The following is a 25,023-nucleotide window of genomic DNA, read 5'->3' as shown; positions in this document are numbered from 1 at the left end:
GACTGCACCGGATTCTCTTCTCCGCCGGAGGGGATGGTGGATCTTGCATCCGGTGCAGTTCACCTGCCCGGCCAACCAGACATCTCATCTCCAACAACACAGAAACTACACCCCGCCCCCCAGAATGTCTACACCCTGCAATACAGATTTTGGCGGGCAAGCCCCCACAGCCCCGATACGCGTTGAGCTGAACCGGATCCTGGCCGGACATCCCCCAGCCGATGACCACCTGCGATCGTGCCGAGCCGCGGCAACCCGCCGCGCGGATCAGCCGACCTCAGCATCTGGACCACACCGCCGGAGGAACGGTGTCGGAGAACCAAGATCGTTTTACGACACCCACGAGTGCGGGCCGGGTGTGTGACTCGCAGTGATGAGTCTGGAATCTGGGTCCGAGGTAGAGGGGTTCTCGTATGATGTCGAGGCTATCTTCGCTACACCTGTGTTGAGGGCGCGCAGCTCGTCGAGGCCGGAGGATCACACTGTGGGGTAAGGCGATCTCCGAGCTGATTCAAAGACTCTGCGGGGTAACAAGGGGCGTAGCCGAAGTTCATGAGCGCCCACTCAGGGAGTTCGGTCACGAACTTCGTCGGGTCTCCGGGGTCGGACAAACCGACGAAGAGATCGCGCAGCGGATCCGCGGGATCGATTCGCGGGAAACGGACCGTAGTCTGCTCAGCGATATCGATTATCGTCAGCTCAATCACGCGATTGAGGGGCCTCTGCGCTATGAGCGTGGCGATCACGCGTTGGCGCAGATACTCCGGCGCCAAGGATTCGACGGCTTGCCTCGCCTCGTGGATGCCGAGGGTATGCGCGAGGCTGTCGATGCGGGTTGGATGGAAATGTCCCGGGGCGTGCAAAGGCAGCAGGACGCAGAGGAATTCAAAACCGGCAGCCTCTTTCCAGGAAGGGGTGGGAGCGGGAGCGGTACTTACGTTTTCGGCCGCGAACCTGGTTCGAGCGAACCTGATTCGGCCCAGCTCCGGGAGATGGCCGAGCACTGGGCAGCCGGGGGGCCTGACCAGGGCAGCGTGATTCGTATGGCGATGCATCCCGACGCGCTGAAGACTGATTTACGCTCCCCGACCGCAAAACGAGACGAGGAACTGGAATCGATCCGCGCAGAGTTGGAAAGGGAGCCCGAAAAGTCTACGAGGAGAACAGAACTGGAAGAGCGTAAGAATGTGCTGTCGGACGTGGGACGATACGGCGCCAGCCTGGGTTACGATGCGTACCGGATCAACGACACGTATGCCTGGGTGGTTCTCAATCGCACCGCATTGATAGTCGAACGATGAAGAAGATCATCATCACGTTTGCGCAGCGATTGTAAACTCCGCATCATCGACTCGATGCCGCCACCGGCAGCTCCAGCCCACAAACATGTCCTGGCATGATGTCTTACGAACGAATGTTCGCGAGACGCACTGGGCAACAGCACGTTCCCGCAGGCCGGGTGTGTAAAGCATCCCGTGTACGCGGCAAAGGCGATCAACTGGTCGTCACCAGGCTCGACCGGCTCGGCCGTTCTCTCGAGCACCTGATCGAGCTGATCGAAGCAATGTCGTTGCGCCGCCCGCACCTGTCGCTGGCAGCGATCATGAAGATCAACGAACTCCACACCATCACCGCCGACGTGGTCGAAACCGCCCGCACCACCCTCGTAATCGGCGCCACCTGACGGTGCGAGAACACCGCCATCTACCGCCGCGAGTCACACCGGGTGTGTGTAGGCGCCGACGTGGGCGGTGCCGACATAATTCGATCAGCTGTTCGTGGACAGATCCGGCGGGCCGAGCTTGTCCCGCGCTGCACCGCCGCTGAGTTTCGGCTCCCGCAGCACCGGTACCGCGCTGGGCATGGGCGGGCGCACTGCCAACATGAAAGTCCCGGCCACGAAGATGGAAACCATCATGCAGCACCCGGGCACTGCGGCGACGAGCACCGACACGGCATCGCTGAGCTGGTGCGGGTAGCCGCCGGAGTGCAATCCGTTGCCGAATCCGGCGAGCCGCGCCTTCGAGGTGTGAAGGCCGTGAAACGCTTTCACCGGAACGCGTTCGGGTGGGCTGGCCGGTGGTGCATCCGGCCGGCGGGGCCGCCTTCTGGATCTTATGAGGTTGAAGGCGGTGGCTGCCAGGTGCAGTTCGCTGGCGGATGCGCGTGGTTCTCCGTCTATCGCAGTCGGCCCAGACTCGTCAGTACCGCGTTCGCCGCTCGTTCGCCTGAAGTGGCTGCGTCGGCGAGCGAAGGCAGATCGAGCTGGTAGTCGCCGGCGAGGTAGATGCTTCCGAGCGGATCACGCAACGTCGGAAGCGAGTTCCTCCGCCCGGGCGCCCAGAAGGGCACGACCCGGCGGTGCCGCCGCACGATGCCCTCGCCCAGTTTCCCTAGCAGCTCGGGGAACACTGCGATCAGGTCCTTTGCGAATCGCGACACGATTTCCTCGTCGCTGAGGTCGAACAAACGGTCGGCCTGAGCGCCGCCGGCGAAACAGGCCAGTGCTCCACCCGGCTTACGATCGTCGCCGTTCCGCATCGCCGCGGCGTGATTGAACATCGCCTGGAATGACAGTTGCGGCGTCGAGACGCCGAAGTAGTCATCCCAGCGCTGCGGCCCGACTTCTTCGGTGAAGAATCCGACGATCACGTACCGGCCGTAGGTGATGTCGTTGAAAGCGTTTCGGTGCTGCTGTGGGAGGTCCGGGATGATCCGCTCGGCGATATCGGCGGGTGTGGTCACGATCGTACGCTTCGCCCGCAGCCGCACAGGCCGGTCACCGTCGTGATAGTCGACGACAACGCCGTCACCGTCCTGCCGCACCGAGTGCACCACAGAGTTCAGCCGGATCCGGCCCGCGAGATCTTCCGTCAGCACGTCGGTCAACGTCTGGTTGCCACCCACCGGCAGCGAGAAGTTCGGGATCTTCTCCGGGTCGGCCAGCGCGAGGCCCACCGACGTGACGAACTGGGTGGCGGCCGTCTCCTCCACCTCGCATCCCATCCACTGCGCTGACCACGACCGGACAACGGAGGCGGCCAACTCCGACCGGACACCCTTCAGTAGGTACGACGCCAGCCTGGTGTCGAGCTTGGCGCGAACCCGTTGCGCGATACGGCTCGGCGACTCCAAGAACGGCATGACCGAGAGGATGCGTGCACCGACGACGGCCATCCCGAGACGGTCCATCATGGTCATCCGGGTGCGGAACATGAGCGCGACGGGATTGGATGTGTCGACCACTCCCCCGTTCAAGTACAGCGCGATGCTCTTGCCTGCGAGCGAGCCCATCTCGATGCCGTGCCGGTCGAGGGCATCGATCAGCGTGCCGGTGCCCTCGGTGAACTGGGTGCCGACGTTGATCCAGTAATCGCCCAGCCGGATGGTCTCGACTCGTCCACCCGTGCGACCGGTGGATTCCAGCACGACTACGTCGGTCTCCGGCGCCAGCGTCGTGGCCGCCATCAGCCCCGACATCCCGGCGCCGACAACGACTACCTCGGTAGTCTCTTCATGCACTTCGTGCCTTGTCATTTCGGTTCCTGACTCTAGATCGATCAAAAGGGACGCTCCGGCGAATCGCCGCCGACCATCCCTGGTCGCCGCTCAGTGGCGCTTCGAACACCGCGGAGGCGACCAGCTGGTCCCTGTGGCACGGCGCGGCTCAAGCCGTAGCCGGAGCGCTGGGACTGACGGCCTGGGCGTCGACGCGCTTGTTGTAGGCGTCGAACGCTCGGTAGGCGCGGTAGTACGCGAACATCTGCAGGCCCCACGTGGACAGCGCGAAGACGTAAAAGATCGTGTGCTCCGCGTCGTCGCCCGGGATGTGGACGAAGTCGTAGATCGCGGCGATGACGAATCCGCAGGCGGTGGCGACGGCGGCCCACACGGCGTGCCCGCGCTCGCGGATCTCCCACAGGCGCTTGACGAAGTAGACCAGGAAGATCGTGGTGAGCACGTTGACCACGATGTAGAAGATCTTGCCCGGGGTGCCGATCTCCCCGGCGAACTGGCTGAGCACGAAGCCCACCGCGGCCGCGAGGGCGAACGCACCGAAGTCCACCGCCGCGGACGGCATGTACCGGTGGGTGACCTTCATCAGCCCGAGAACCAGGATCAGCGTGATGCCGATGGACCGGGAGAAGGCGTCGAGGAAGTAGGCGACGGCGTACATCGGGCTGTCGTGACCGGCCTTGATGAGACCGTAGATCAGGAAGTTCGTACCCGACGTCGCGACAATGATCCACTCGATGCCGAGCAGGTAGTTCTTGTAGGTACGGATGAACTTGATCCCGTAGGTGAATCCGACGGCGATCATCCAGATGTCCGCGACCGCGAAGAGCAGTTCTTTGATGGACATGATTTTCTCCTTGGAGGGCGGTTCGCGCAGATGGTCATTTCGTGAGGGCTGCCAGGCGGTCGGCGGCGCGGTCGGCGAGCCAGCCCGCGTACAGCGCGGGGCCGCTGACGAAACTGCGCCGAAATCGCTTGCGGCCGTGCCAGATCGCCGCCAGGTCGTCGTGTAGCGGCGCGCCGCCGATCCGGTCGGCGAGCAGATGGCCCACGTACTGCGCTTGGGCGAAGCCGTGGCCGTTGCAGGCGAGCGAGTAGAGCACGTTGTCGGAAGCCTCACCGGCGACGGGGAGCCAGGTGGAGCTCATCCCGATCCAGCCGCCCCAGGCCCTCTGAGGTGTGATGTCGCGCAGGCCGGGGAAACGCTCGTGGAATCCGCGGACGAGGTCGTCGGCGATGTGCGGCGCGGGGGTGCGCTCCGGCAGCGGGTTGCGGCCGGCCTGCACGCGGCGGGTGCCGAAAACGATGGTGCCGCGTGGAGTGACGCGGTAGCTCTCGATGATCATGTGCAGCGTGACCATCGGGGCGCGGCTGGTCCAGCCGATCTCGTCGAGTCGCTCGGGTGCGACGGGTTCGGTCTCGACCAAGGAGGTCCACACCGGGGTCGCGAGGTTCTTCGGCGTGATGGAGAGGCCCGCGCTGTAGGCGTTGGTGGCCAGCAGCGCCTTGCGAGCCCTGACCCTTCCGTTCGGGGTTTCGACGGTAACGCCGTCTCCGGTGTCGGTGAGGTCGCGGGCGGGTGTGTGCTCGTGAACACGCACACCGGACGTGATCGTCGCGGCCCGCAGACCGAGGACGAACTCACCCGGGTTCAGCGTGCCGCCGACGCCCTCGCGCACTCCGCCCAGGAAGCCTTCCGGAAGGCCGGCCGCCCGGCCCTCGACGAATTCGGCCGACGATCCGGCCTCTGCCATGACCTTCGCGTTTCGGCGCGCATGCCGCAGCTGCCCCTTGGAAACGGCGGCCATCACAATGCCCTCTCGCCGGTAGCCGCAGTCGATCCCGTGGTGCGCGACGGCGTCCTCGGCGAAATGCACCGCGTTCTCGGCGTACCGGTACAGGGAGCGCAGCCGCTCGCGCTTCAGCAGAAAACCCAGCAGCTCCGGATCGGCGGCGATCGAGTTCGTGATATATCCGGCGTTGCGGGAGGTGGCGCCCCAGCCGAGTGTCTTCGCCTCGAGCAGCACCACGTCGACGCCCTTCTCGGCGAGACGCAGCGCGGCCGACATACCACCGCCCCCACCGCCGATCACGACCACGTCGCAGTCGATGTCACCGATCAGTGGCTGTTCGACGGTGGCAGGTTGTTCGGCCCAGCCGGTGTCGTAGATCAGTTCCATGGCAACTACTCCCCCTGGTCTGCGGGGATGACCGCGGTGCCGCGTGCGCGGACCGCGACCAGGGGCGGCTCCAGGACCTGCGCGCGGCCGGAGTCATCGCAGCCGCGGCAGATCACGCGAAGCTCGAAATCTACTGTGCGGCTCCGGTTTCCCTTCTTCACCAGCCTCGCCTCGGCCTCGACGACGTCACCGCCACGCACCGGGACGAGGAACTCGACGGACGAGTAGCCGGCGAACAGGCCCTCGTGGCCGTCCAGTTCGATCGACAGGTTCGTGCCGACGTCGCCGAAGAGCTTCAGAGCGTAGGCGCCGTCGACGAGATTGCCCGCGTAGTGCGCATCGGAGAAGGCGACATAGCGCCGGTGGATTGCCTTGCTCATGCGATTTCCTCGTGGATGCGGCCAAGAGCGCGCGACTGCGCTTCGCCGTCGATCTCGACGCCGGGGTAGCCGCGCTTGGCGATCTCGGTGCACATGCGCCGGTATTTGCCGACACCGCCCACGTAGCCCATGAAGGTGTTGGGTTTGCCTTCGATGTTGGAGCCGCGGTACCAGGAGTCGGTCGTGGCGAACAGCGTGGGGGCGACGGTCGTCTCAGTGATGTCCACCCACTCGGTTTGGGCCTCGGTGGTGGCCTCGATCAGCGTGGCACCGGTGTCGCGGGCGTGCTCGATGAGATCGGCGATCCAGTCGACGGCCTGCTCGATCGTCACCACCACGTTGCTCACCAGCGCGGGGCTGAGCGGGCCACCGACCATGAAGAAGTTGGGGAACTCCGCGACCATGATGCCGAGGTAGGACCGGATGCCGTCGTGCCAGGACTCCTGCAGCTTCTGGCCGGAAGCGCCGGTGAGATTGAGCCCGTACAGCGGGCCGGTGAAGGCGTCGAACCCGATGGCCAGCACCACGGCGTCCACCTCGTAGGCGCCCTTCGACGTGACGATCGCGTTTTCGGTCATCGTCTCGATCGGCTCGTCACGCAGCGAAACCAACGACACGTTCGGCCGGTTGTAGGTCTCGTAGTAGTCGGTTCCGAAGCAGCTGCGCTTGGCGCCCAGCGGGTGGTACTTGGGCACCAGCAGCTCCGCGGTGGCCGGATCCTTTACGATCTCGCGGATCTTGTCGTGGATGAATTCGGACGCGGTCCGGTTCGCCTCGGGGTCGATGAGCAGGTCGGCGAACTCGGCGCCGACGCCCTGGAAACCGCTGCGCTCATAGGCCTCCTCGTAGCGCCGTCGGCGCTCCTCGGCCGAGACGTCGAAGGCGTTGTCGGTGACGGGGCGATCGGGGATGCCGCCGGGCGAGTGCCTGCACTCCTCACGGATCGCCACATAGTCGTCTTTGACAGCCTCGACCTGCTCCGGGGAGAGTGCGGCGTTGCGTGCGGGCATCACATAGTTCGGGGTGCGCTGGAACACCGTGAGGTGCTCGGCGACCTCCGCGATCAGCGGGATCGCCTGCACGCCCGAGGATCCGGTGCCGATCACGGCGACGCGCTTGCCCGCGAGGTCGTCGAGCGAGATGTTCCACCGGCTGGTGGACACCTGCAGGCCGGTGAAGTTCGCGAGGCCGGGCACGTCGAAGTCTTTGGGGGTGGACAGCCCGCCCGCACCCGAGATCAGGTAGCGGCTGCGCCGGGTCTGGCCGTTGTCCAGTCGCACCTCCCACAGCCGGTCGGCCGCGTTCCACGTCGCACCGACCACGCGGGTGTTGAACGTGAAGTGCTTGCGCAGGTCGAAGCGGTCGGCGACGTGCTCGAGGTAGCCGAGGATCTCGGCCTGCGGGGCGAACCGCTGGCTCCACGTCCATTCCTGTTGGAGCGCTTCGTCGAACGAGTACGAGTAGTAGATGCTTTCCACGTCGCAGCGCGCGCCCGGATAGGTGTTCCAGAACCAGGTGCCGCCGACGCTCGGCCCGGCCTCGAAACCGGCGAAGGTCCATCCGGATCCGGTGAGCCGGTGCGCGAGGTAGAGGCCGGTGAAGCCGGCGCCGACGCCGATGACGTCGACGACCCCGGTGTCCGAAGTGGAGGTGGAATTCATAGCGATTGCCGCTTTCTTCGAAGGTTGGTCGTTACAGGGGAAGGTCGGGAGAATCGACGCCGACTACGCGGTCGCCGCAGAACACCCGCACGGACTCCCCGGGGGCGTGGCCGCCGATTCCCGCGGAGCCCCAGAAGCTCTGTGCCGAACCGTCGGCCAGATCGGTGATCTTCGCGCCGTTCACGCGCACCTCGCCCGACAGCACCCGTGAGCCGATTTCGATGGCGCGGTCCAGGTCGCTGCCGAACACGTAGGCGTCCAGGCCCGACGGGTCGGTGTTGGCCACGCGCAGGGCGTCCTCGTCGGACTCCACGGCGTGCAGGCTGACCAGCGGGCCGAACAGCTCGGCGGTCGCCACTGACGCGTCGGCTCCCGAAGCGACCGTCGGCGACAGGAAGAACCCGTCGAGTTCGGGGAGTTTCGCGGGTTGGTGGATGGTGGCGCCGTTGGCGCGCAGCCCATCGATGCGGTTCAGCAGCGTGGCGAAATGCGGGGCATTCGAGATCGGGCCGAGCTGGGTGTTCTCGTCGAGCGAGTGCCCGACCTCGATACGGGAGATGCGGTCGAGAAGCGCCTCGAGGAGCGGTTCGACAAGAGTCTTGTGCGCGAGCACTTTTCCGGGACCTTCGCACCACTGGCCGTTGAGCTTGGTCATTCCGTCGAGGATCCCGTCGGCGGCCACGTCGATGTCGGCGTCCTCCAGCACGAGGGCCGGGTTGTTGCCGCCGAGCTCGAGCTGGAGCACCTTGAAGTCCTCCGCGGCCGCGCGGGCGATCGCGCGACCGGCGTTCGGACCACCGGTGAAGGAGACGATCTTCACCCGGGGATCGCCGGTGATGGCCGCGCCCACGTCGCCCGCACCGTGGACGAGCTGCAGCGCGCCGTCGGGCAGCCCCGCCTCGACGAAGCTCTCGACGATGATCTGGGCGCTGCTCGGCGCGTGTTCGGACGGCTTGAGGATCACGGGGCACCCGGCGGCCAGCGCGCTCACCACCTTCGCGGCGGGGATGAAACTGGGGCCGTTCCACGGGGTGAGGATGGCCGCGGGCCCCCACGGAACCTTGTAGAGCCGCACGTCACGGCCACCGGCCGCGAGCGCCGTGCGCCGCGGGATGGCGCGCAGATCAGCGGCCGCGGAACGGATCCGGTGCGGCAGGAACTGCGCGATCATCCGGGCTTTCGCGATCGGAACGCCGCTGGTGAGGGCATCGGTGCGGGCGATGTCCTCGATCCGGGACTCGACGATGTCGGCCGCGCGCTCGATGACAGCGGCGCGTTCCGCACCGCCCGCGTCGTCCCAGCGTTCGAAGCCGTAGGACCGTTCGGCATGGCGCAGGGCCCGCTCCACGTCGGCGGGGCTGGTGGTGACGGTGCGGTGCACGGGTTGCCCGGTGTTGGGGTCGAGGTTCCAGGCGTCCGGGATCGTCGCGCACTCGGACCACTCGTCGGCGATGTAGTTGATCGGTTGGGGCAGTGGCGAATTCGACATCTGCGACTTCCTTCCGTGCTCAGGTGGGAACGGATTCGGGGGTGATCACACGGTGAGATCGGCGACGATGCGGGTCACCTCCCCCGATTTCATCGCCTCGAAGCCCTTGTCGATCTCGCGGAACGGGATCACGTCGCTGACCATCTCGTCCAGCAGCAGGCGGCCCTGCAGGTAGAGACGGGCGAACTGTGCGATATCTTCCTGCGCCTGGCCAGAGCCCATGTAGGAGCCGATCAGGCGCTTCTCACCGAAGAAGAAATCCGAGGCCGGGAGCGTCAGGTCGGTGCCGTCGGGTGCGATGCCGACGAGGCATGCGGTACCCGTGGCGCGCAGGACCGACAGCGCGCTCGCCGCCGTCCGCGCGGAACCGACGGCCTCGAACGAGTAGTCCACGCCGTCGCCGAGGAGGTTTCTGATCTCGGCCGCGATATCGGCCGCGCCGTTCACGACGTGGGTGGCGCCGTAGGTCCGCGCTGCGGCGAGCCGGGCGCCGTCGAGATCCACGGCGACGATCGCCGAGGCACCGGCGAGCCGCGCGCCCTGGATGATGGCCGAACCGACACCGCCGCAACCGATTACGGCAACGGTTGCGCCGGGGCGCACCTGGGCGCCGCGGAACACGGCGCCGACGCCGGTGATGATGCAGCACGACAGCAGGCAGCCCACGTGCAGTCCCACCTCGTCGGGCATCTGCACCAGCGAGTTCTCCCGCATGAGGGTGTGGCGGGAGAACGCGCCGACGTCCCCGAGCCGCTCGACGACCTGGCCGCCGGGCAGTTGGAAGGCGGGCCGGGGCCGTTGCCGGATCCGGGAGACGCGCTGGCATTGGGTCGAGTGTCCGACCTGGCAGTTGCGGCACAACCCGCACGAGGGCGTGAGGGCGCCGACGACGCGGTCACCCGGACGCAACGAGCTCACCGCGGAGCCGACCGATTCGACGACGCCCGCCACCTCGTGCCCGACCACCACGGGCAGCTCGGCGTGCACGGTTCCGGTCATGTAGTGCAGGTCGCTGTGGCACAGACCCACGTTGGAGACCGCGACGCGGACCTCGTGGGGCTCCGGATCGTCGACCTGGATCTCGGTGAATTCCAGCGGTTCGTTCAGCGCGGTGAGGAGCGCCGCTTCGGTGGTGATCATCTTCGTCTCCGATCTCGATTGAGCTATGCGGGCGCCGACGGCGTCGCGTTCTTCGATGTCCGGAAGCGCTCGATGCCTTCGCTGAAGGCGCCGGACTCCCAGGACCGGCGGGCGGCGGCGTCTTCGCGGGCGAACGCCGCCTCGATGTCTTCGGGGCGCGGCCGCAGCAGACCCAGGTGCAGTGCGGTGATACGGGGATCGGAGTTCCATTGCCGGACCACCTCGACCGCGCGGTCCACCAGCGTTTCCGGGGCAACGATCTCGTCGAGCAGCCCGATCCGCAGGGCCTCGTCCGCGCCGATCCGATGCGAGCCGAGAATGATGCGCATCGCGTGGTTGCCGACGAGGCGGCCCATCAAAATGCTCGAGGCGTTGGAGATGATGATCCCGCGGTGGTTCTCCGGCTGGAAGTACTCGGCGTCCGAGCTGCCGATCCGCGAATCGCAGCACAGCGTCAGCTCCGAGGCGCCGCCGACCGCGATCCCGTTCACGGCCGCTACCACGGGGATTCTCGTCTCGAGAATCGCGCGGGTGATGTCGTGGAAGGTCGCGAAGGCTTCGCGGATCTCGTCGTAGGTCGCCGGTAGCGTCTGCAGGTCCTCGCCGGCGGAGAAGGCGCGTCCCGTGCCCGTGAGGACGATCCCGCGGACGAGCTCACCCGTGCCGAACCGGCGGATGGTCTGCGCGAGCAGCACTCGAGTGGCCACATCCAGCGCGTTCAGCTTCGCTGGGCGGTTCAGCGTGAGCACCGCGACGTCCGCATCGATGCGCACGTCCAGGTAGTTGTCGGTCATGTGCGGTTCCTCAGTTGTCCTCGCGCGGTGGCCGCAGGTCGTAGGTGGTGCCGGGGCGCTCGGCGGCGCGCGCCTTCAGCGCCGGCTTCGACACTCGCTCGGACGGCGTGCGCGGGAAGTCGGCGACGAACTCCACGTAGCGAGGAAGCTTGAAGCGTGCCAACTCGTTTCGTGCGCGGTCGAGGATCTGCTCGGCGGTGGCCCGGCTCTCCTCTATGCCGGAGGTCAGTTGCACGAAGGCCTTGACTTCCTCGCCGAACAACTCGTCCGGCACGCCGACGACCGCCGCCCCGATGACGCTGTCGTCGCGTTCGAGAGCCCGTTCGACTTCGGCGCCGGCGATGTTCTCCCCGCCGCGCCGGACCATGTCCTTGATCCGGCCCACCAAGCGGTAGCTGCTTGCTTCCCGGACCACGACATCGCCGGTGCGCAGCCAGCCGTCGCGTAGCACCTGCGCGGTTTCCTCGGGCCGGTTCCAGTAGCCGAGCATCATCGGTTTGCCCGAGGTGATCAGTTCGCCGGATTCGCCTTCGGCGACTTCGCGGCCCCGCGGGTCGACCACCCGCACCCGCTTGGTGGGAACCGGCTGTCCCAGCCGTCCGCTGCCGATGTCGGCGGTGTTCTCGGGGAGGCTGACCAGGTCGACTCCGGTTTCGGTCATCCCGAAGATCTCCCGCCACGGCGCGCCCCACCGTTGCTCGAGTTGCGCGTGGAGCGCGACGGGGATGGCCGAGCACAGCACGATGCGCAGATCGTTGTCGCGGTCCTGAGGGCTGGGTGGCTGCTTGAACAGCAGAGTCGGCATCGAGCCGAGGACGTAGCAGAACGTGGCCCGGTGCCTGCGGACGTCGGCCATGAAACCCGAGGCGGAGAACCGGGGTAGCACGACCAGCGGCGCGCCGATCGTGAGGGACAGAGCGGTGTTCCACTGTGGGTCCATGTAGGAGTACGGCTGCGAGGTAAGGGCCACGTCGTCGGGCCCGAGACCGGCCGCGTTCGCGCAGACCCACCCCAGCCGGGTCCAGTAGTCGTGGGTCAGCATGCATGCCTTGGGGAATCCCGTTGTCCCTGAGGTGTATTGGAGGTTCGCCAGCGTCGCGCCTGTAATGTCGACGGCGGGCCGGTCCGCCGGGTATCGCACGAGGCCCCCGGGCGACGCGGCTTCGATGATCCGGACATCGATCAGATCGCTGTTGGAGGTGCGCACCTCTTCGACGAGCGGGGCGTGCGCCGCGTCGGTGAACATCACCCTGGCGCCGGAATCGCGGAGCACGAATTCGAGGTCTGCCCGCTGATAGGACGAGTTCACCGGCACCGTGATCCCGCCCGCCTTGAGGATCGCCAACCAGGCGATCGGCCACTGCACCACGTTGGGCAGCATGATCGCGACCCGGTCGCCTCGGCGGACGCCGTCCTCGGCGACCAGTCGCTGCGCGAGGCGGGAGGTCCAGTCGTCGACTTCACCGAAGGTCCATGCCCGTTGCTCGAACCGGAGGAATTCACCGTCGGGAGCGCGCACGGCCTGGTGTGCCAGGAGATCGACGAGGGTGTCGAGCGGGGGGTCCATGGCCAGGCGATCGAGTGCGATCGCACGTTCGGGGTGGACTGATTCGACTTGGATCACGTCGTCCTCTTCGGGTGTTTCTAGGCGGCGGTGGTGAGCCGGGGTGAGCGCTGACGCCAGTGGCGAGCGCGGCCGCAAGGTGAGCTGGCTTGTGATGCCAGTCATAACGGTAGCGCGACTAAGTCATTTGATCAAGGCAAATGACTAACAGCCCTGGTCGACACCCCTTGATCATCGGCTGATGGCCTGCCGCTCCGGCTGATAGTGTGAGACCTGACTTGATCAATTGTTCATATCGGATCCGACAGGAGTAACGCATGGCTCGCATCCCCTCCGCCGAACGTCGCGCCGACCTGGTGGCCGCTGCCGTGCGCATGATCGCCGCTCATGGGGTGGACGGCGCGACCACCCGCCGCATCGCGCAGGAGGCGAACGCCCCGCTGGCCACGCTGCACTACTGCTTCGCCACGAAGGAGGCGCTGTTCGCGGCCGTCTTCGAGTACGTCGCCGGGCAGTATCGGGAAGTGTTGATGCGCAACGACGTCCGCGGCGACGTACAGACCAGCGCGCGCGCTCTGTTACGCGGTGTGCTGCAGTGGTACCTGGCGAACCCTGACCTGGGCGCGGCGATCATCGAGCTGATCAGCTGGGCCCGGCGCCAAGAGGACAAGCAGGGCGAGATGGTCTACAACGAGGCGTTCGCGACCGTGCGGATGATCCTCGAGGCCGCCTCGACCAAGGCCGGCCAGGCGATCCGCCCGGACACTGTCGACGCGCTGACCTACATGGTGTCCACCTTGTCCGACGGATTCGCACTCAACTGGTTGGTGTTCACCGACCGCACCGCGGCCCAGCGGCAGGCCGAACTCACCCTGGGTGCGCTCGACGCCTGGATGGCCGTCAACCTCGGCTCCGGACCCATGGACCAGGCCCCAGAAGCCGCGCCCGAGGAAAACCTTCGTTCCCTTATGTCCTGGGTGAGCGGGAATTGATCTCGCACCGACCGGAACAACTGTGGGTCGCCACCTTCGATGGCGGCCCACAGTCTTTTCCCGGATCAGATCCGCCTGCTCCCCTCGGCGACGATCCAGCTCAATGCCGGATCCTCGCGCTCCATCCACTCCGGATGCCACTGGACACCGAGCACCGGCATTCCTGGCAGCTCGACCGCTTCCACCACGCCGTCGGCCGTGCGCCCCGTGACGATCAGGCCGGTGCCGCAGCGATCGACCGCCTGGTGGTGCCACGAGTTGGTCACCGCGCTCGTGCCGAAGATCCGTTCCGCGATCGAACCGGGCTCGAACGTCACCTTGTGGTCGTCGGCGCCGTCTGTGAGCGGGGGCGACGACGACAAATGCTCGACGGAATCGGGCGGCAGATGCGGGATCAGGGTGCCGCCCAGCGCGACGTTGAGGACCTGCAGACCGCGGCACACCCCGAGCACGGGGATCTTCCGGTCGAGCGCGGTGCGCACGAGCGCGATCTCGAACCGGTCGCGTTCGGCGTCGTGGACCATCGGATCATCTCGCGGATCCGCGTCACGGACCACCGACAGATCGCCGCCCCAGCACGCGGGATGAACGTCCTGCCCGCCGGTGACGACCACACCGGACAGCCAGTGGCACAGCGCATCCGGATCGGCATCGTAAGGCAGGTTCACCGGAACTCCGCCTGCCCTGGCGATTCGTTCCGAGAAGTCGGACATGAAGGTGTCGGTGAACAGATGACCGTAACGGTGGTCCATTCCCTCGACCAGTCGCAACCGAACCCGGCGGCCGGTGGTGCCGATCATCGGCCGGACGGTACCCGGCGTCGCGGCCCCCACCGTCACGGAAACTCGAAGTATCGGGCCGACTCCCATTCGGAGAGCTCGGCTGACGGATCACCACCCGTGGTGTGGAACTGCATCCACTCCCACCGCCGCGTGCCGACCCAGTAGTCGACGAACTCGTCACCGAGCTGCTCGCGCAGGATCGGATCGGTCTCGAGCGCGGCGGCCGCCTTGGTGATCGTGTCCGGCAGTCGCTCCAGATCAGGCACACACCAGGCCAGGTCGCTGACCGGTTCGGGGGGCTCCAGCGCGCCGTCGAGGCCGGCGATCACCCCGGCGAGAATGGCCGCGACCGCGAGGTACAGGTTCGCGTCGGCGCCGGGAAGGCGGTACTCGAGCCGGGAGTAGGCCGAGTGTCCGCACACCGCGCGCACCGCGGTGCTCTTGTTGGCGATGCCCCACGTGACCGTCGTCGGCGGGCCGCTCAGGTCTACCAGGCGACGGTAGGAGGTGATCTGCGGGAGCATGACCGATGTCGCGCCCCGCATCGTCGCGAGGAGGCCGCCGACCGCGTGGCGCATCGTCAGCGACGGCCCGTCCGGGGCGTGGAACGCGTTGATCCCGTCGCGTTGCAGGGACAGGTTGACGTGCGAGGCCTGGCCGTAACCTGCGGTCGGCTTGGCCATGAAGGTCACGGTGTGACCGAGCTCGAAGGCCACTTCGCGCATCACCTGCCGGGCGCGAGCCCAGTTGTCGCAAACCGAGATCGGGTCGCCGGGAACCAGATTGAGTTCGACCTGACCTGCCGCGTCTTCGTCGCTCCACGCTTCCCACTCGATGCCGATCTCGTCGAGACGCCGAGCGACCGCGGACATGTAGTCGACCCAGTCCTTCGACTTCGCAAGGTGGTACGCGGTTCCGGCGGAACCGCCGAGCGGAGTCAGATCGCGATATCCCTTGGCGCGGGCCTCGTGGATGGACTCCTGGAACAGGGTCGCCTCGATCTCGACCGCGATGGTGGCAGTGAATCCGCGCGTTGTGAGTCGGTCGACCAACTTCCGGGCCAGATTGCGCGGACAAATCCCGATCGGAGTGCCGTCGGCCTGCCAGTAGTCACCGATCACGGACTGCAGACCTGGCCGCCACTGCACGAGCGTCGACATGTCGGGCCGGAACTGCACATCGGACACATGTCCACGCCAGTCGGGGAAGGGGAAGCCAAAGGTCGGCGCGTTGCCCAGGTCGAGGCCGAACAGTAGATCGGCCATCGCGAAGCCCGAGGCCGCGCTCGCGGCGAACTTCTTGGGCGCGACGTTCTTGCCGAGGAAGCAACCCTCGTGATTGGTGGCCTCGAGCCGGACCGTGTGCACGGCGGCCGTGGTATCCCCAGGGGCGGCGGTGATCTCAGACATCGTAACGAACCTTCCAGGATGCGGCGACCAGCACCGACAGCTGAGAAAGCGTGCCGCGCACGCCGATCTGACCGCTGGACATGGCGGCGATCAGGTCGTCGGCGCCCGCGAAGATGCCCGCCAGCAATTCCGATGGGCCTGCGATCACGTAGTGGGTTTCGCCGTCGCCGACGACATGCTCCGCCAACCCGTCGGGGCCCGCCGCGATCGCGACGAGCACGTCAGGGATGCCCGGCACCGACCGGGCCGCGGCCCAGAACCGCTCCGCGGCGACCCGCCATTCCGGCAGTGGTGGCGACAGCAGAGCAAGCGCCGCCGCGGCGAGATCTCCGGCGCCGACGGGCTCGCCGACCAGGGCGAACCGCGCGTTCAGGTCGACGGTCAGGGTGAGATCTGGCTCTACGAACACACCGCTCGACACCGCGAGGGCACCGTCGGAGATGGTGATCGTCGCGGCCTGCGGGGTGTCGTGGGAGCGGACGGCAACCGTGCCTTCCCTCGCCCCGGAGATGAAGTCCGCACCGTTGGCGCGGACGGAATCGGCGATGGTGCGACCGATCAACCGGACGATCGGACTCGCGTCGTCCTCGATCCGAATGTCGACCCCGCCGACCGCGTCAGCCCCGCGCGCAGCGGGGCCGATCGTCGTTTCGGTCATCCTTGTTGTCCTTTCTATTTCGACGAGATCCTGTGCGCGGTGCACCGCCGACAGCGGATCCCCGAATAGAACGTGAATTGATAGTCAAATGTCTGAGTCAGATGACTATGATGGTGAGGTACAGATCACTTCTTGTCAACGAGTTGCGAGGTCTTCCCATGAACAACGACGCGTCCGCCTGGTGGAATCTGCTCGACGACCAGGCCGCAGCCGTGGCCCGGATGATCAGGCAGGCCCTGCCGAAACCCATCCGCGAGCTCGGGCCGGTGCACGCTCGGGCGCTGATGAACACGGCCCCGCCCGCCGAGCCGATCACGCCGCTGGACCACGTCGAACAATTGACCGTGCCGACGCGTGCGGGTGCGATCGGGGCTCGCCTATACCGCGCCGACAGCGCCACGTCGAGCCGCGCCGCACCCGCCCTGGTCTACCTGCACGGCGGCGGTTTCGTCCTGGGAACCTTGGACGGGGCCGATGAGCTGTGCCGCGCGATCGCCGCCGGCTCCGGCTGGACGGTCGTATCCCTCGACTACCGCCTGGCTCCGGAGAACCCGTACCCGGCAGCGCTGGAAGACTGCGTCGACGCCTTTGCGTGGCTGACCCTGGCAGCGCCGGAGCTCGGCATCGACCCGGACCGGATCGCGGTCGGCGGCGACTCCGCGGGTGGCAATCTCGCCGCCGCCCTGTGCCTGCACCGACGCGGCAGCGCCCTTCCTGTGGCGCAAGTGCTCGCCTACCCCGCCGTCGACGACACATTCACCGCGCCGTCGTGGTCGGAATTCGCCGACGCGCCGCTGCTCAGCGCCGCGGACGCGCGCTGGTGCTGGGAGCAGTACGTCGGCGCGGAGCACCCGGGGGGCGATCACCTCGCGGCACCCATGCGCGCCGAGTCGCTGCGCGGCTTGCCGCCCACGCTGTTCGTGACCGCGGAGGTCGACCCGATCCGTGACGACGCCGAGGCGTACGCGGCACGGCTCCGGGGCGAAGGCGTCCCTGTCTCGCTGACCAGGTTCACCGGCGTCTTCCACGGCTTCGTCACCGAAGTCGGCGTGTTCGCGCAAGCGAAACAGGCGATCGATGAGGTGTGCCTGTATCTGCGCGAGATCGCGCGGGCATAGCTCCGCACGCGGGGGTTTCCAAGGCGCCCTGTTGACGTCTGCGAAGGTCCCGCGACACCTCGCGGGTCAATTGACATAGTGATCGAAAATGAACCGCGAAGAGACCGAGTACGGCGATGACCAACCAGCCACACCGGCGCTCCGAAGCCTGCGGTGACGACAGTTCCCCACAGCACGAAGACCGTCGTCACCGCGAAGTGCCGGGGCGGCATCAATGCCACAACTTCGAAAACAACCGTGCTGTCACGGTCTACACAGTCCTCATCGGCCGCTCTGCCCTCGACGTCGACGAAATCTGCTCCTAGACAACGCATTCAGTCGCGACGCAGTAGTGTCACGCTATAGACTTCCTGTCATGCTGAAGTATCTGATCAGTGGGGCGATGATCGCGGCCTTCTCCTTTGGCGAGGCTGGTACGGCGGCGGCTGATGAAACCGTTGACTACTACTCCACTCAAGGAGCTTGTGTCGCGAATGGGGTGGCTAAATTCGGTCAAGAAGGGCTGGGTAAGACCTGGTTCTGCCGTCAAAGTGGTAACCAGTTCGCACTGTTTCGCCGCTAAGGGGATACAGGATCGGGTGGTTCCGCGCCCGCGACGAGATCGATGCCGCCGCACCGCCCGGAGGCCGATGGATCTCTCGGTGACCGACTGCCAGCTGGTAGCTGTTTCAGACGCTGCAAAGTGCTGACGGGGTTCGCTATTTCGCCGAATCGACAACCCATACGCGTGGTGTCGTGGAACGAGTGTCGGCGCAGTTCCGACTCAGCCCGTGCCAGCGCTGCCGCACCCTCCCTCAACGGGAAGGCGGCACCGCTCAAGTGCCCAGCCGCCCCTGATCCGTCCGAATCCACTCCGAGGTTCCGTCCGGGTGTCGATGGAACTCCCAGGCGGTATAGTCGCCGTCCTTCTCCACCACCTTGACGTGATCGGCGAAGCCGTCGTGATCGACGTCGGTCCACACCTGCATGGCATCGTCGCCGGTGATGGTCACGCTGTCGAGCAGACCGTCTTGGTCGATGTCCTGGGTGGGATGGTGCAGCTCGACGGCGCCGAGGCCGCCCAATTCGGCGTGCGCGTCGATATGCGGTAGATCCAGTCCCGGAAGATCACCCGACGTGACCATGACCCCCGCTTTCTGGCACCACGCCTTCGAAGAACTCGGCCAGCATGGGCCCAGAGTATCGAGGTCTTGGCCGCCATTCAATACCTTGTACCACTGGTCGCCGAATTCGAAGCCAACCTGGGGCACCTGCGCACCCGCGAAGGACCGCGCCAAGGGCCGCCTCGAGGCAAACAACCGAAACTGCCACTCGCAGTACGCAAAACGATCCATCGCCGCACCACGACCCCGACGACGCGAGCCTGGCCGGCCTCGCCGCAGAGTCCAGCGTCGGCCGCTCCAGCATCCACCGCATCATCGGCAGCACCACCCCGCCCCGGACCTGACGCTCGCGCCCGTTGCGACCGGACTGTTCTCGCGAGAACTATCGTGTGGGCTGTGGTGTCGTCTGTGGATGTCGAGCAGTGCCATTTCAGTTCCGGTACCTGGGTGGCGCCCCTGCCGAGGTCAATTGGTCGCGGTGGCTGTGCACCCAGTAATGGCGGCGCGGATTTCCTCGAGGTTCCAGTGTCGCGTAGTGCGGTCACGGCGGCGCGGGACTCGATTCCGCGCCAGCAGCGCTCCTGCCACCAGAGAATGGTGTCGACGACGGCGTGATGGTCTGGGCGACGTCGGCCATGTTCGGTCCGAGGTTCAGATGCTGCATGAGGACGCGCCGAAGCATCGCTTCACGTATCAGCCCCTCTCTGAGGCGGCTCACCTCCTGGATCATGAGTCGGCCCACCGATCTACCCGCCGGTCGATAAGGCGGAGATGCTGTGAGGCTCAGTCGGAGAAGGCTGACCAGCAGATGCTGTTGCGCCGGGCCTGGTCTTCGAGGACCAGGGCGCGGATGGGGTCGGTGAGCTGGTCTCGCTGCCAGTCACGCTCGATCCGGCCGGCCTGGGGATTGCCGGGGTGCGCGCTTCGAGCGGCTTTGATCGCGTAGGCGGCGGCACCGAGGTCGTGTTCGGCGACGTGTCCAACGCATGCGGCTTGCCCGGCGGCGTAGGCGGCGAATCGAGCCGCGCCGGTCAGCGGGCGGGCGGCGCCCATCGCGTGTCCGCCTGCTGCCCGGGCCCGCATCATCGGCATGTCGCCTCGCGCCCACGCTCTGGCGGCGGCGATGGCGTCTCGTGGGCGCGGATCGTGGGGCCGTTCGTGCTCGAAATGGCTGAGAACGTGCTCGGCGCATGCCGCCGCCCACAGCGCGAGCAACTGATGGTCGGCATCGGTCAGGCGGCCACCCCGACGGATCGTCACCATCCGGGGGTCTCGGACCTTGGGCAGGATCATCGCCGCTCCGACCCTCGCTCGTGCCGCGGTGACGGGGTGCGCCCATCTCGCAGGCGGTTGTCGAGCTGGTGCACGAGCTGGCTGACCCGGTTCGTGCCGGCGCCGATCCTCGGATAACGACGGAGGACGTCGATCAACAGTGGCGTGGCGAGGTCGGCGATGCGCTCGACCGAGTCGCCGTATTCCTCGCTGGGGCACAGCTCGAACACTCGGATGGTGTGCGCAGACGCGCGCAGGATGTGGTTGACCTGAACGGCATCCGCCAACGGATGCAAGTACGCCGACGCGGCGGCATCGCCTGCGGCCATCGCGGCGTGAAACGCCACGGGCGCCGCCGCTTCTCGCCCAGCACGGTGGGCGGCAGGTGCCGTCACACGCTGGGCGTGAGAGCGGTGGTCTCCGTGGACGAATGCGGCTGCGGCGGCGAGTGCGTCGCGGGGTCTGCTGTCATCGGGGTGACATGCCTCGAACAGCGGGAGTACCTGCTCTGCCGACGTCATGGCAAAAGCCGTCACCGCCCTGATCTCGTCCATGGTCAACACGAAGTCTGCGGTGCGTTGGTTGCGCTGGAGGGGAGGCTCTGACCGTAGGTTCACACTCTACGATCGTAGCTTTGAACGTTCGATTGAATGTTGTGGTGACGTAACCAGGGAATGTGACCGAAAACCCTCAAAGCGATGCCGCGCGGCGCACAGTCCGGCAATCCGCTGCCCGGTGACGCCGCCGCAGCTCAGACGGCGGCATCAAGGCCGCACACCGAGGCCACCCGCAGATGACACACTCCTATGCCGCATACCGCGCGAGCTGGCTCGGTGCCCGCCGCGTCGACCACGATCTGATCGGCGGCGGGTGGAAGCGGCTGGTCTATCGCGACCCTCGCCCACCGGAGACGGTCGACCGGGCCGCGTACACGCTGTGCCTGCTCGAGCAGTTCCATCGGCACCTCGAGCACCGCAACATCTTCGCCCCGCACTCGACGCGACGGCGTGACCCGCGCGCCCGGTGACGATCACCTTCGCCCCCAACTCGTCCGCTATCGGATCGCAACTTCCACCTTGCGCGCGCCGGAACGGTGGCAGATGCAGATCCGCGTATTCGTGCGAGAGCTCCAATGGACGGCTACCAGCGTCCCTCGTGACCGCGCGGACCGGCCTCCCGTCGGCGGGCGAGCGTCAAATCCTGGGCAGGCAGGTTATTCGCCCGCATGTGTGGTGGATCGTCTAGACTCCTATACACAGCTACCGGTCCGGGATGTTCTGTCCCCGATGCGGACGCGGCGTGTGAATTCGCGTCACCGCTTTCTCCTCTCTGTTTCGGATGAAACCCATACGGTAAGGAGCGGTACATGACTGCACAATCCACGACGATCAATGAGCCGTCTCTGCAAGACAAGATCACATATCAGCTGTGCGAGTACGCGAATCTGGTCAACAGCATCAGCAAAGAAGACGGCGACCTGGAGGACACCCTCTCTCAGAAGATCCAGCAGTATCTCGACACCAACCGGGACGTCATCGGAGGGTGGGAGATCGTCTGGGGTCCGGGAGTCGCGCTGTTCGACACCGACTTGTACGCGGTCAACGCCTTGTACATGGTGCGAAGCACCGAGGATCGCTCCCGGTACGTGATCGCGATGGCCGGCAGCACCGACGCACTGGTGTTCGACTGGCTCGTCGAGGACTCCTTCATTCTCCAGACGCCGTGGTTCGCGAATAATGCCGCGTGGCATACGATCGGCACCGCCATCGGGGTGAAAACCCTCCTCGGTATCAAACCCTCAGGCCAGCGTCCCGGCGCCGGTCACACGTTGCCCGAGTTCCTGAGCTCGCTCGGCGACAAGGCGATCGACCTGACCGTCACCGGCCACAGCCTCGGCGGTGCCCTGTCACTCACGTTCGCGCTGTTCCTGCGCGACACCCAGTGGCTTTGGGACAATTCCGAAAAAGCCAGGATCAGTGTGCTCTCGACCGCCGGACCGAGTTTCTGCAATCAGGAATTCGTCAACTACACCACCCAACGCCTGCAACGAGTACGGCGCTACGCCAACGACCTCGACGTCGTCCCGCACATGTGGAACCCGCCCGATATCGATGGCGCCAAGGCTCTCTACTCCAAGAACAACCAGCCTGCTCCCGGTGGTATGCAGGTTCTGTTCGAAGTGCTCAAGATACAGGCATCCGTATCAGGCCAATACGCACACTTCGACCCCACCAGCGGCGTCTTCCACGGCACGTTCAACAATGAGATCAATCAAACGCAAGGCTCGACGCCGGATGATTTGTACTTTGCACAGGTCGGGTACCAGCACATAGGCGGCTACCACGAGTTCTTCGAACTCGGAGGCGTGCAATGGCCGCAGGGCGTCGTAGCCCTCCCGCCGGTCGGCACCGACGCCGTGATGAACCGCGTCTCCGCCTTGGCCGGTCTACCGCTCGGCGACGGTGCCGGAAAGGTACTGGCGAACCATCGGCCGGCGACCGTCCCGCTCAACGGACAGCCCGTGGAGTTGCCCACCGACCACGACAGCCCCGAAGCCAAGAACTTCGTGGACCGCGTCACCGCCGAGTTCAACCCCACCCCCGCATGAACTGATGCCCCGTGCCTCGCACTCGGTGGCACGCGAGCTTCGATCCGGTACAGCGCGAAAGCGCTGCAACGGGGCAGGGCGTGGCGGTCGATTCCGGGCAGGCAGTCTCGGCGACTACAGGATGCTGTCAGTCGCCGAGGTCCAGCGTCTGCCTCGGCAGTCGGCCGCCACGACTAGCTTGGGTCTCCCAATGATTCGAGCCATTCGACGATCAGGGCCAGGACGAATCCGTTTGCGATCGGCGACCTGGTCGCATTGGGGAATCACAGTTCGACTATGTCTGCGGTACAGGAGAGTTCGATCCGACACTGCGGCACGAGCGCGGTCGGCGTCCACCACTTCGGGATTGCGTCGGGGTGGCCACCGTCGAATTGTGTTGTACGTCAGCGATACGGAACGACCGAACTAGACGTACAGCGGTTCGGCGGAACCGCACGCACCAGGCACGGCGCCGACGTGGCGGCCGTGGTGACCACCAAACATGCCTTCACCGAGCAACCACACGCATATGCGGCCAAGGTCGGTATCCCGTCCGTCCCAGCAAGAACACTCGCAGCCTGGGATCACGGACCGGGTCGACTCCCTGGGACTGAGCCCGAGGAATCGGCGTCGAAAAGCTGTGAACTTTTTGAACCCGCAAACTCCTGCAAACTCTCGGCGTCTGAGAACGAATGTTCTCCAGACTGGAGGTGTTGGGTCTGGCGGATGGCTGGCCGACACCACCCGCCAGGCCCAACCCCGCGACACACCACGACACGTGTGAACGCCGTTTCAGGAACATACGAGTAGGTCGGATCTACCATGCCTGCCGTCTCCAGACCTGCTGCGAGGCTCGCGATAGCGCAGAGGACAGCTACGCACGCTGGGGTCGCCACCTCCCTCCTGGGCGGGCCCAGCGTAAGGTTCGCTTGCACAACAACATATTCCAGCTCACCGACACCTTCTTGCCCCCGGCTGGGCGCGCGGAGGTCGGATGCTCGGCAAGTGGACCGTGGGTGTCGGCGTGGGTGCGATCTTCGATCGCCGTCCGGTCACTGCTCCTCGCGTGGACTACTGAGCCGTCGTGAGGCATGCGGCCGCCCACTCCCGGAGTGCCGCCGCCCTGTTCGTGAAATCGTTGTGCACCTCGTTCGCACGCCCTGGTCGAGCTCTCGCCGACATCTCAGTCCTTCGGCGCGGAGTTGATCGTGTCGCCGTACCAGCTCAGATCCGACTGCTCGGCGACCTCGAAGGCCTCGAAACGGTCGTCGGCCACAACCGCGTCGATCAGAGCCCGTGAGCCGGCGACGATCGTGGAGTCGAAGTCGATCTCGCTGGCCACGACCCATGCGTGGTCGGCGGGCCAGAGCAGCTGTGGCGTCACTCCGGGGAAGTCGGTCGTCCACCCCAGGCCCGCCGCATGCACCCAGCTGGGGTCGGCGAGTTCGGAGAGACTGGTGTCGAACAGCATGAAGTCGCGTCCCGGCCACTGTAGGAAAGGCCCTGTCCGGACCGCTCGTCTGACCTGTGGCGCGACAGAGGCTGCCAGCTCGTCGTCGATTCGAGCTCGCTCGCGCTCGAGGTTCTGTGGATCGCCGTCGGTGGACGCGACGAATACCGTACCCGAGGATGCGTTCAGCTCGCCGAATCCATTCCACACTCCAGCCGTCACCTCTTCCGGTGCCTCGGTGGCTGCGCGAAGGTGGACTGTGAGCGCGGCCAGCAGGCTCGGGTCGAACCACCCCTCGACGGTCTGGCCGACTTTCCAGCCGTCATCGAACGACATCGCCGCTTCGTCCTCATTGTCGGTGAGGTTGCGCCACTGCACCAGCGGATGCATCACTCTCCCGTTGCGCACGGCGACCTCGGCCCACGGCCACATCGCCTCTTCCACGATCTCGGGATTACCCCACTCGTCGGTGACCGTGGCATCGCGGCGGGTCGCCTCGACCGGGTGCAGGATCCGCGCATAAGCCTCGAAGCCGGTACCAGCGACGCCGCCGACCCCGTGTTCGCCGACGCGCGCCAGCAGCCACCCACCACGCTCGAAATCTGTTGTGAACTCCACCCAGCCAGCCTAATGAGCCACGCCTGCCGGGCAGCTCCGTCTCTGGACGCTGAGTAACACGCCAAGGGGACGCGCGTAACCGACACGGCCGTGATCCGAATCTTAAGATCACCGAGATATCCATTGGGGCACCGTGAGCGGAGGAACGATGGGTGCCGGAATACAGCACAGTCAGGGGAACAACCGCAGCTTGATCCACCGCCGGAACCGGACACATTATCGATGGCGCCTTGTGGCTACGGGCCCGAGCCAGAGGCGGATCCGAGGCCCGCGCCGGAGGTCGCGACCCGTAGCGGACGGTAGCCAGCTG

Annotated in this window: 24 protein-coding genes; 7 read left to right on the top strand and 17 right to left on the bottom strand. The window is 66.2% G+C overall.

What is annotated here, in order from left to right; genetic code table 11:
* Positions 1-797 precede the first annotated feature (797 nt).
* Both ACWEO7_RS23370 and ACWEO7_RS23365 read left to right on the top strand, forming a co-directional pair.
* Entirely contained in the window at positions 798-1,301 is a 504-nt protein-coding gene (locus ACWEO7_RS23370; RefSeq protein WP_452426097.1) for a hypothetical protein, read from the top strand.
* 158 nt (positions 1,302-1,459) lie between these two features.
* On the top strand, positions 1,460-1,684 hold the full coding sequence (locus tag ACWEO7_RS23365) for a recombinase family protein (protein WP_452426095.1): 225 nt from the start codon (positions 1,460-1,462) through the stop codon (positions 1,682-1,684).
* 84 nt (positions 1,685-1,768) lie between these two features.
* Here ACWEO7_RS23365 and ACWEO7_RS23360 read toward each other — a convergent pair whose 3' ends face one another.
* From ACWEO7_RS23360 to ACWEO7_RS23315, 10 genes are all read right to left on the bottom strand, one after another.
* The gene (locus tag ACWEO7_RS23360) at positions 1,769-2,053 is read right to left on the bottom strand and encodes a hypothetical protein (protein ID WP_452426093.1); all 285 of its coding nucleotides are present in this window, start codon (positions 2,051-2,053) and stop codon (positions 1,769-1,771) included.
* Positions 2,054-2,178: 125 nt separating this feature from the next.
* A complete protein-coding gene (locus tag ACWEO7_RS23355) occupies positions 2,179-3,537 on the bottom strand; it encodes a flavin monoamine oxidase family protein (RefSeq protein ID WP_452426092.1) in 1,359 nt (452 codons plus the stop codon).
* Between the two features lie 130 nt (positions 3,538-3,667).
* The gene (locus ACWEO7_RS23350; RefSeq protein WP_452426090.1) at positions 3,668-4,363 is read right to left on the bottom strand and encodes a transporter; all 696 of its coding nucleotides are present in this window, start codon (positions 4,361-4,363) and stop codon (positions 3,668-3,670) included.
* Between the two features lie 34 nt (positions 4,364-4,397).
* Positions 4,398-5,696, bottom strand: a complete 1,299-nt coding sequence (locus tag ACWEO7_RS23345) for an NAD(P)/FAD-dependent oxidoreductase (RefSeq protein ID WP_452426088.1) — start codon at positions 5,694-5,696, stop codon at positions 4,398-4,400.
* Between the two features lie 5 nt (positions 5,697-5,701).
* Positions 5,702-6,076 carry a hotdog domain-containing protein gene (locus ACWEO7_RS23340; RefSeq protein WP_379252396.1) on the bottom strand — a complete coding sequence of 125 codons (375 nt, stop codon included), beginning with the start codon at positions 6,074-6,076 and terminating at the stop codon, positions 5,702-5,704.
* Positions 6,073-7,737 carry a flavin-containing monooxygenase gene (locus tag ACWEO7_RS23335; protein WP_452426086.1) on the bottom strand — a complete coding sequence of 555 codons (1,665 nt, stop codon included), beginning with the start codon at positions 7,735-7,737 and terminating at the stop codon, positions 6,073-6,075. Before ACWEO7_RS23335 ends, ACWEO7_RS23340 begins: the two co-directional genes overlap by 4 nt.
* Before the next feature lie 31 nt (positions 7,738-7,768).
* Positions 7,769-9,226 (bottom strand): aldehyde dehydrogenase family protein, encoded by a 1,458-nt coding sequence (locus ACWEO7_RS23330; protein WP_452426084.1) that lies wholly within the window; start codon positions 9,224-9,226, stop codon positions 7,769-7,771.
* A 45-nt stretch (positions 9,227-9,271) separates the two neighbouring features.
* Complete coding sequence (locus ACWEO7_RS23325) at positions 9,272-10,366, bottom strand: Zn-dependent alcohol dehydrogenase (protein ID WP_452426083.1); 1,095 nt, start codon at positions 10,364-10,366, stop codon at positions 9,272-9,274.
* A gap of 23 nt (positions 10,367-10,389) precedes the next feature.
* The gene (locus tag ACWEO7_RS23320) at positions 10,390-11,160 is read right to left on the bottom strand and encodes an enoyl-CoA hydratase/isomerase family protein (protein ID WP_452426082.1); all 771 of its coding nucleotides are present in this window, start codon (positions 11,158-11,160) and stop codon (positions 10,390-10,392) included.
* A gap of 10 nt (positions 11,161-11,170) precedes the next feature.
* Complete coding sequence (locus ACWEO7_RS23315) at positions 11,171-12,889, bottom strand: class I adenylate-forming enzyme family protein (protein WP_452426080.1); 1,719 nt, start codon at positions 12,887-12,889, stop codon at positions 11,171-11,173.
* A gap of 152 nt (positions 12,890-13,041) precedes the next feature.
* On the opposite strand from ACWEO7_RS23315, the gene ACWEO7_RS23310 reads away from it, so the two are divergent.
* On the top strand, positions 13,042-13,716 hold the full coding sequence (locus tag ACWEO7_RS23310) for a TetR/AcrR family transcriptional regulator (protein WP_452426078.1): 675 nt from the start codon (positions 13,042-13,044) through the stop codon (positions 13,714-13,716).
* Positions 13,717-13,781: 65 nt separating this feature from the next.
* Here the strand turns inward: ACWEO7_RS23310 and ACWEO7_RS23305 are convergent, their stop codons facing one another.
* The 3 genes from ACWEO7_RS23305 to ACWEO7_RS23295 are packed head-to-tail and all read right to left on the bottom strand — an operon-like array spanning position 13,782 to position 16,565.
* Positions 13,782-14,516: a gamma-glutamyl-gamma-aminobutyrate hydrolase family protein gene (locus ACWEO7_RS23305; protein WP_452426077.1), complete on the bottom strand. Its 735-nt coding sequence runs from the start codon at positions 14,514-14,516 to the stop codon at positions 13,782-13,784.
* A 35-nt stretch (positions 14,517-14,551) separates the two neighbouring features.
* Positions 14,552-15,907: a glutamine synthetase family protein gene (locus ACWEO7_RS23300; protein ID WP_452426075.1), complete on the bottom strand. Its 1,356-nt coding sequence runs from the start codon at positions 15,905-15,907 to the stop codon at positions 14,552-14,554.
* Positions 15,900-16,565 (bottom strand): hypothetical protein, encoded by a 666-nt coding sequence (locus ACWEO7_RS23295; protein ID WP_452426073.1) that lies wholly within the window; start codon positions 16,563-16,565, stop codon positions 15,900-15,902. Before ACWEO7_RS23295 ends, ACWEO7_RS23300 begins: the two co-directional genes overlap by 8 nt.
* Positions 16,566-16,723: 158 nt before the next feature.
* Here ACWEO7_RS23295 and ACWEO7_RS23290 point away from each other — a divergent pair, with 158 nt between their 5' ends.
* The gene (locus tag ACWEO7_RS23290; protein ID WP_452426071.1) at positions 16,724-17,683 is read left to right on the top strand and encodes an alpha/beta hydrolase; all 960 of its coding nucleotides are present in this window, start codon (positions 16,724-16,726) and stop codon (positions 17,681-17,683) included.
* 355 nt (positions 17,684-18,038) lie between these two features.
* Entirely contained in the window at positions 18,039-18,245 is a 207-nt protein-coding gene (locus ACWEO7_RS23285) for a hypothetical protein (protein WP_452426069.1), read from the top strand.
* A 253-nt stretch (positions 18,246-18,498) separates the two neighbouring features.
* Here ACWEO7_RS23285 and ACWEO7_RS23280 read toward each other — a convergent pair whose 3' ends face one another.
* From ACWEO7_RS23280 to ACWEO7_RS23270, 3 genes are all read right to left on the bottom strand, one after another.
* Positions 18,499-18,807 (bottom strand): DUF6802 family protein, encoded by a 309-nt coding sequence (locus ACWEO7_RS23280; protein WP_450020956.1) that lies wholly within the window; start codon positions 18,805-18,807, stop codon positions 18,499-18,501.
* Positions 18,808-19,569: 762 nt separating this feature from the next.
* Positions 19,570-20,079: a putative immunity protein gene (locus ACWEO7_RS23275; protein WP_452426067.1), complete on the bottom strand. Its 510-nt coding sequence runs from the start codon at positions 20,077-20,079 to the stop codon at positions 19,570-19,572.
* On the bottom strand, positions 20,076-20,612 hold the full coding sequence (locus tag ACWEO7_RS23270) for a putative immunity protein (protein ID WP_452426065.1): 537 nt from the start codon (positions 20,610-20,612) through the stop codon (positions 20,076-20,078). The genes ACWEO7_RS23275 and ACWEO7_RS23270 overlap by 4 nt, the downstream gene beginning before the upstream one ends.
* A 239-nt stretch (positions 20,613-20,851) precedes the next feature.
* Here ACWEO7_RS23270 and ACWEO7_RS23265 point away from each other — a divergent pair, with 239 nt between their 5' ends.
* The gene (locus ACWEO7_RS23265) at positions 20,852-21,085 is read left to right on the top strand and encodes a hypothetical protein (protein ID WP_452426063.1); all 234 of its coding nucleotides are present in this window, start codon (positions 20,852-20,854) and stop codon (positions 21,083-21,085) included.
* Between the two features lie 339 nt (positions 21,086-21,424).
* Positions 21,425-22,666 carry a lipase family protein gene (locus ACWEO7_RS23260; protein ID WP_452426061.1) on the top strand — a complete coding sequence of 414 codons (1,242 nt, stop codon included), beginning with the start codon at positions 21,425-21,427 and terminating at the stop codon, positions 22,664-22,666.
* A 1,162-nt stretch (positions 22,667-23,828) separates the two neighbouring features.
* On the opposite strand, the gene ACWEO7_RS23255 is transcribed toward ACWEO7_RS23260, so the two are convergent.
* Positions 23,829-24,713, bottom strand: a complete 885-nt coding sequence (locus tag ACWEO7_RS23255; RefSeq protein ID WP_452426059.1) for a hypothetical protein — start codon at positions 24,711-24,713, stop codon at positions 23,829-23,831.
* Positions 24,714-25,023 lie beyond the last annotated feature (310 nt).

This window comes from Nocardia sp. NPDC004260, assembly GCF_053603155.1.
This window is presented reverse-complemented; position numbering and strand designations above follow the sequence as displayed.

Coding starts and splice junctions, on each gene's coding strand:
- ACWEO7_RS23355 (WP_452426092.1), bottom strand. CDS start 3,537: ATGACAAGGCACGAAGTGCATGAAGAGACTACCGAGGTAGTCGTTGTC.
- ACWEO7_RS23350 (WP_452426090.1), bottom strand. CDS start 4,363: ATGTCCATCAAAGAACTGCTCTTCGCGGTCGCGGACATCTGGATGATC.
- ACWEO7_RS23345 (WP_452426088.1), bottom strand. CDS start 5,696: ATGGAACTGATCTACGACACCGGCTGGGCCGAACAACCTGCCACCGTC.
- ACWEO7_RS23340 (WP_379252396.1), bottom strand. CDS start 6,076: ATGAGCAAGGCAATCCACCGGCGCTATGTCGCCTTCTCCGATGCGCAC.
- ACWEO7_RS23335 (WP_452426086.1), bottom strand. CDS start 7,737: ATGAATTCCACCTCCACTTCGGACACCGGGGTCGTCGACGTCATCGGC.
- ACWEO7_RS23330 (WP_452426084.1), bottom strand. CDS start 9,226: ATGTCGAATTCGCCACTGCCCCAACCGATCAACTACATCGCCGACGAG.
- ACWEO7_RS23325 (WP_452426083.1), bottom strand. CDS start 10,366: ATGATCACCACCGAAGCGGCGCTCCTCACCGCGCTGAACGAACCGCTG.
- ACWEO7_RS23320 (WP_452426082.1), bottom strand. CDS start 11,160: ATGACCGACAACTACCTGGACGTGCGCATCGATGCGGACGTCGCGGTG.
- ACWEO7_RS23315 (WP_452426080.1), bottom strand. CDS start 12,889: ATGACTGGCATCACAAGCCAGCTCACCTTGCGGCCGCGCTCGCCACTG.
- ACWEO7_RS23310 (WP_452426078.1), top strand. CDS start 13,042: ATGGCTCGCATCCCCTCCGCCGAACGTCGCGCCGACCTGGTGGCCGCT.
- ACWEO7_RS23305 (WP_452426077.1), bottom strand. CDS start 14,516: ATGATCGGCACCACCGGCCGCCGGGTTCGGTTGCGACTGGTCGAGGGA.
- ACWEO7_RS23300 (WP_452426075.1), bottom strand. CDS start 15,907: ATGTCTGAGATCACCGCCGCCCCTGGGGATACCACGGCCGCCGTGCAC.
- ACWEO7_RS23295 (WP_452426073.1), bottom strand. CDS start 16,565: ATGACCGAAACGACGATCGGCCCCGCTGCGCGCGGGGCTGACGCGGTC.
- ACWEO7_RS23290 (WP_452426071.1), top strand. CDS start 16,724: ATGAACAACGACGCGTCCGCCTGGTGGAATCTGCTCGACGACCAGGCC.
- ACWEO7_RS23285 (WP_452426069.1), top strand. CDS start 18,039: ATGCTGAAGTATCTGATCAGTGGGGCGATGATCGCGGCCTTCTCCTTT.
- ACWEO7_RS23280 (WP_450020956.1), bottom strand. CDS start 18,807: ATGGTCACGTCGGGTGATCTTCCGGGACTGGATCTACCGCATATCGAC.
- ACWEO7_RS23275 (WP_452426067.1), bottom strand. CDS start 20,079: ATGATCCTGCCCAAGGTCCGAGACCCCCGGATGGTGACGATCCGTCGG.
- ACWEO7_RS23270 (WP_452426065.1), bottom strand. CDS start 20,612: ATGGACGAGATCAGGGCGGTGACGGCTTTTGCCATGACGTCGGCAGAG.
- ACWEO7_RS23265 (WP_452426063.1), top strand. CDS start 20,852: ATGACACACTCCTATGCCGCATACCGCGCGAGCTGGCTCGGTGCCCGC.
- ACWEO7_RS23260 (WP_452426061.1), top strand. CDS start 21,425: ATGACTGCACAATCCACGACGATCAATGAGCCGTCTCTGCAAGACAAG.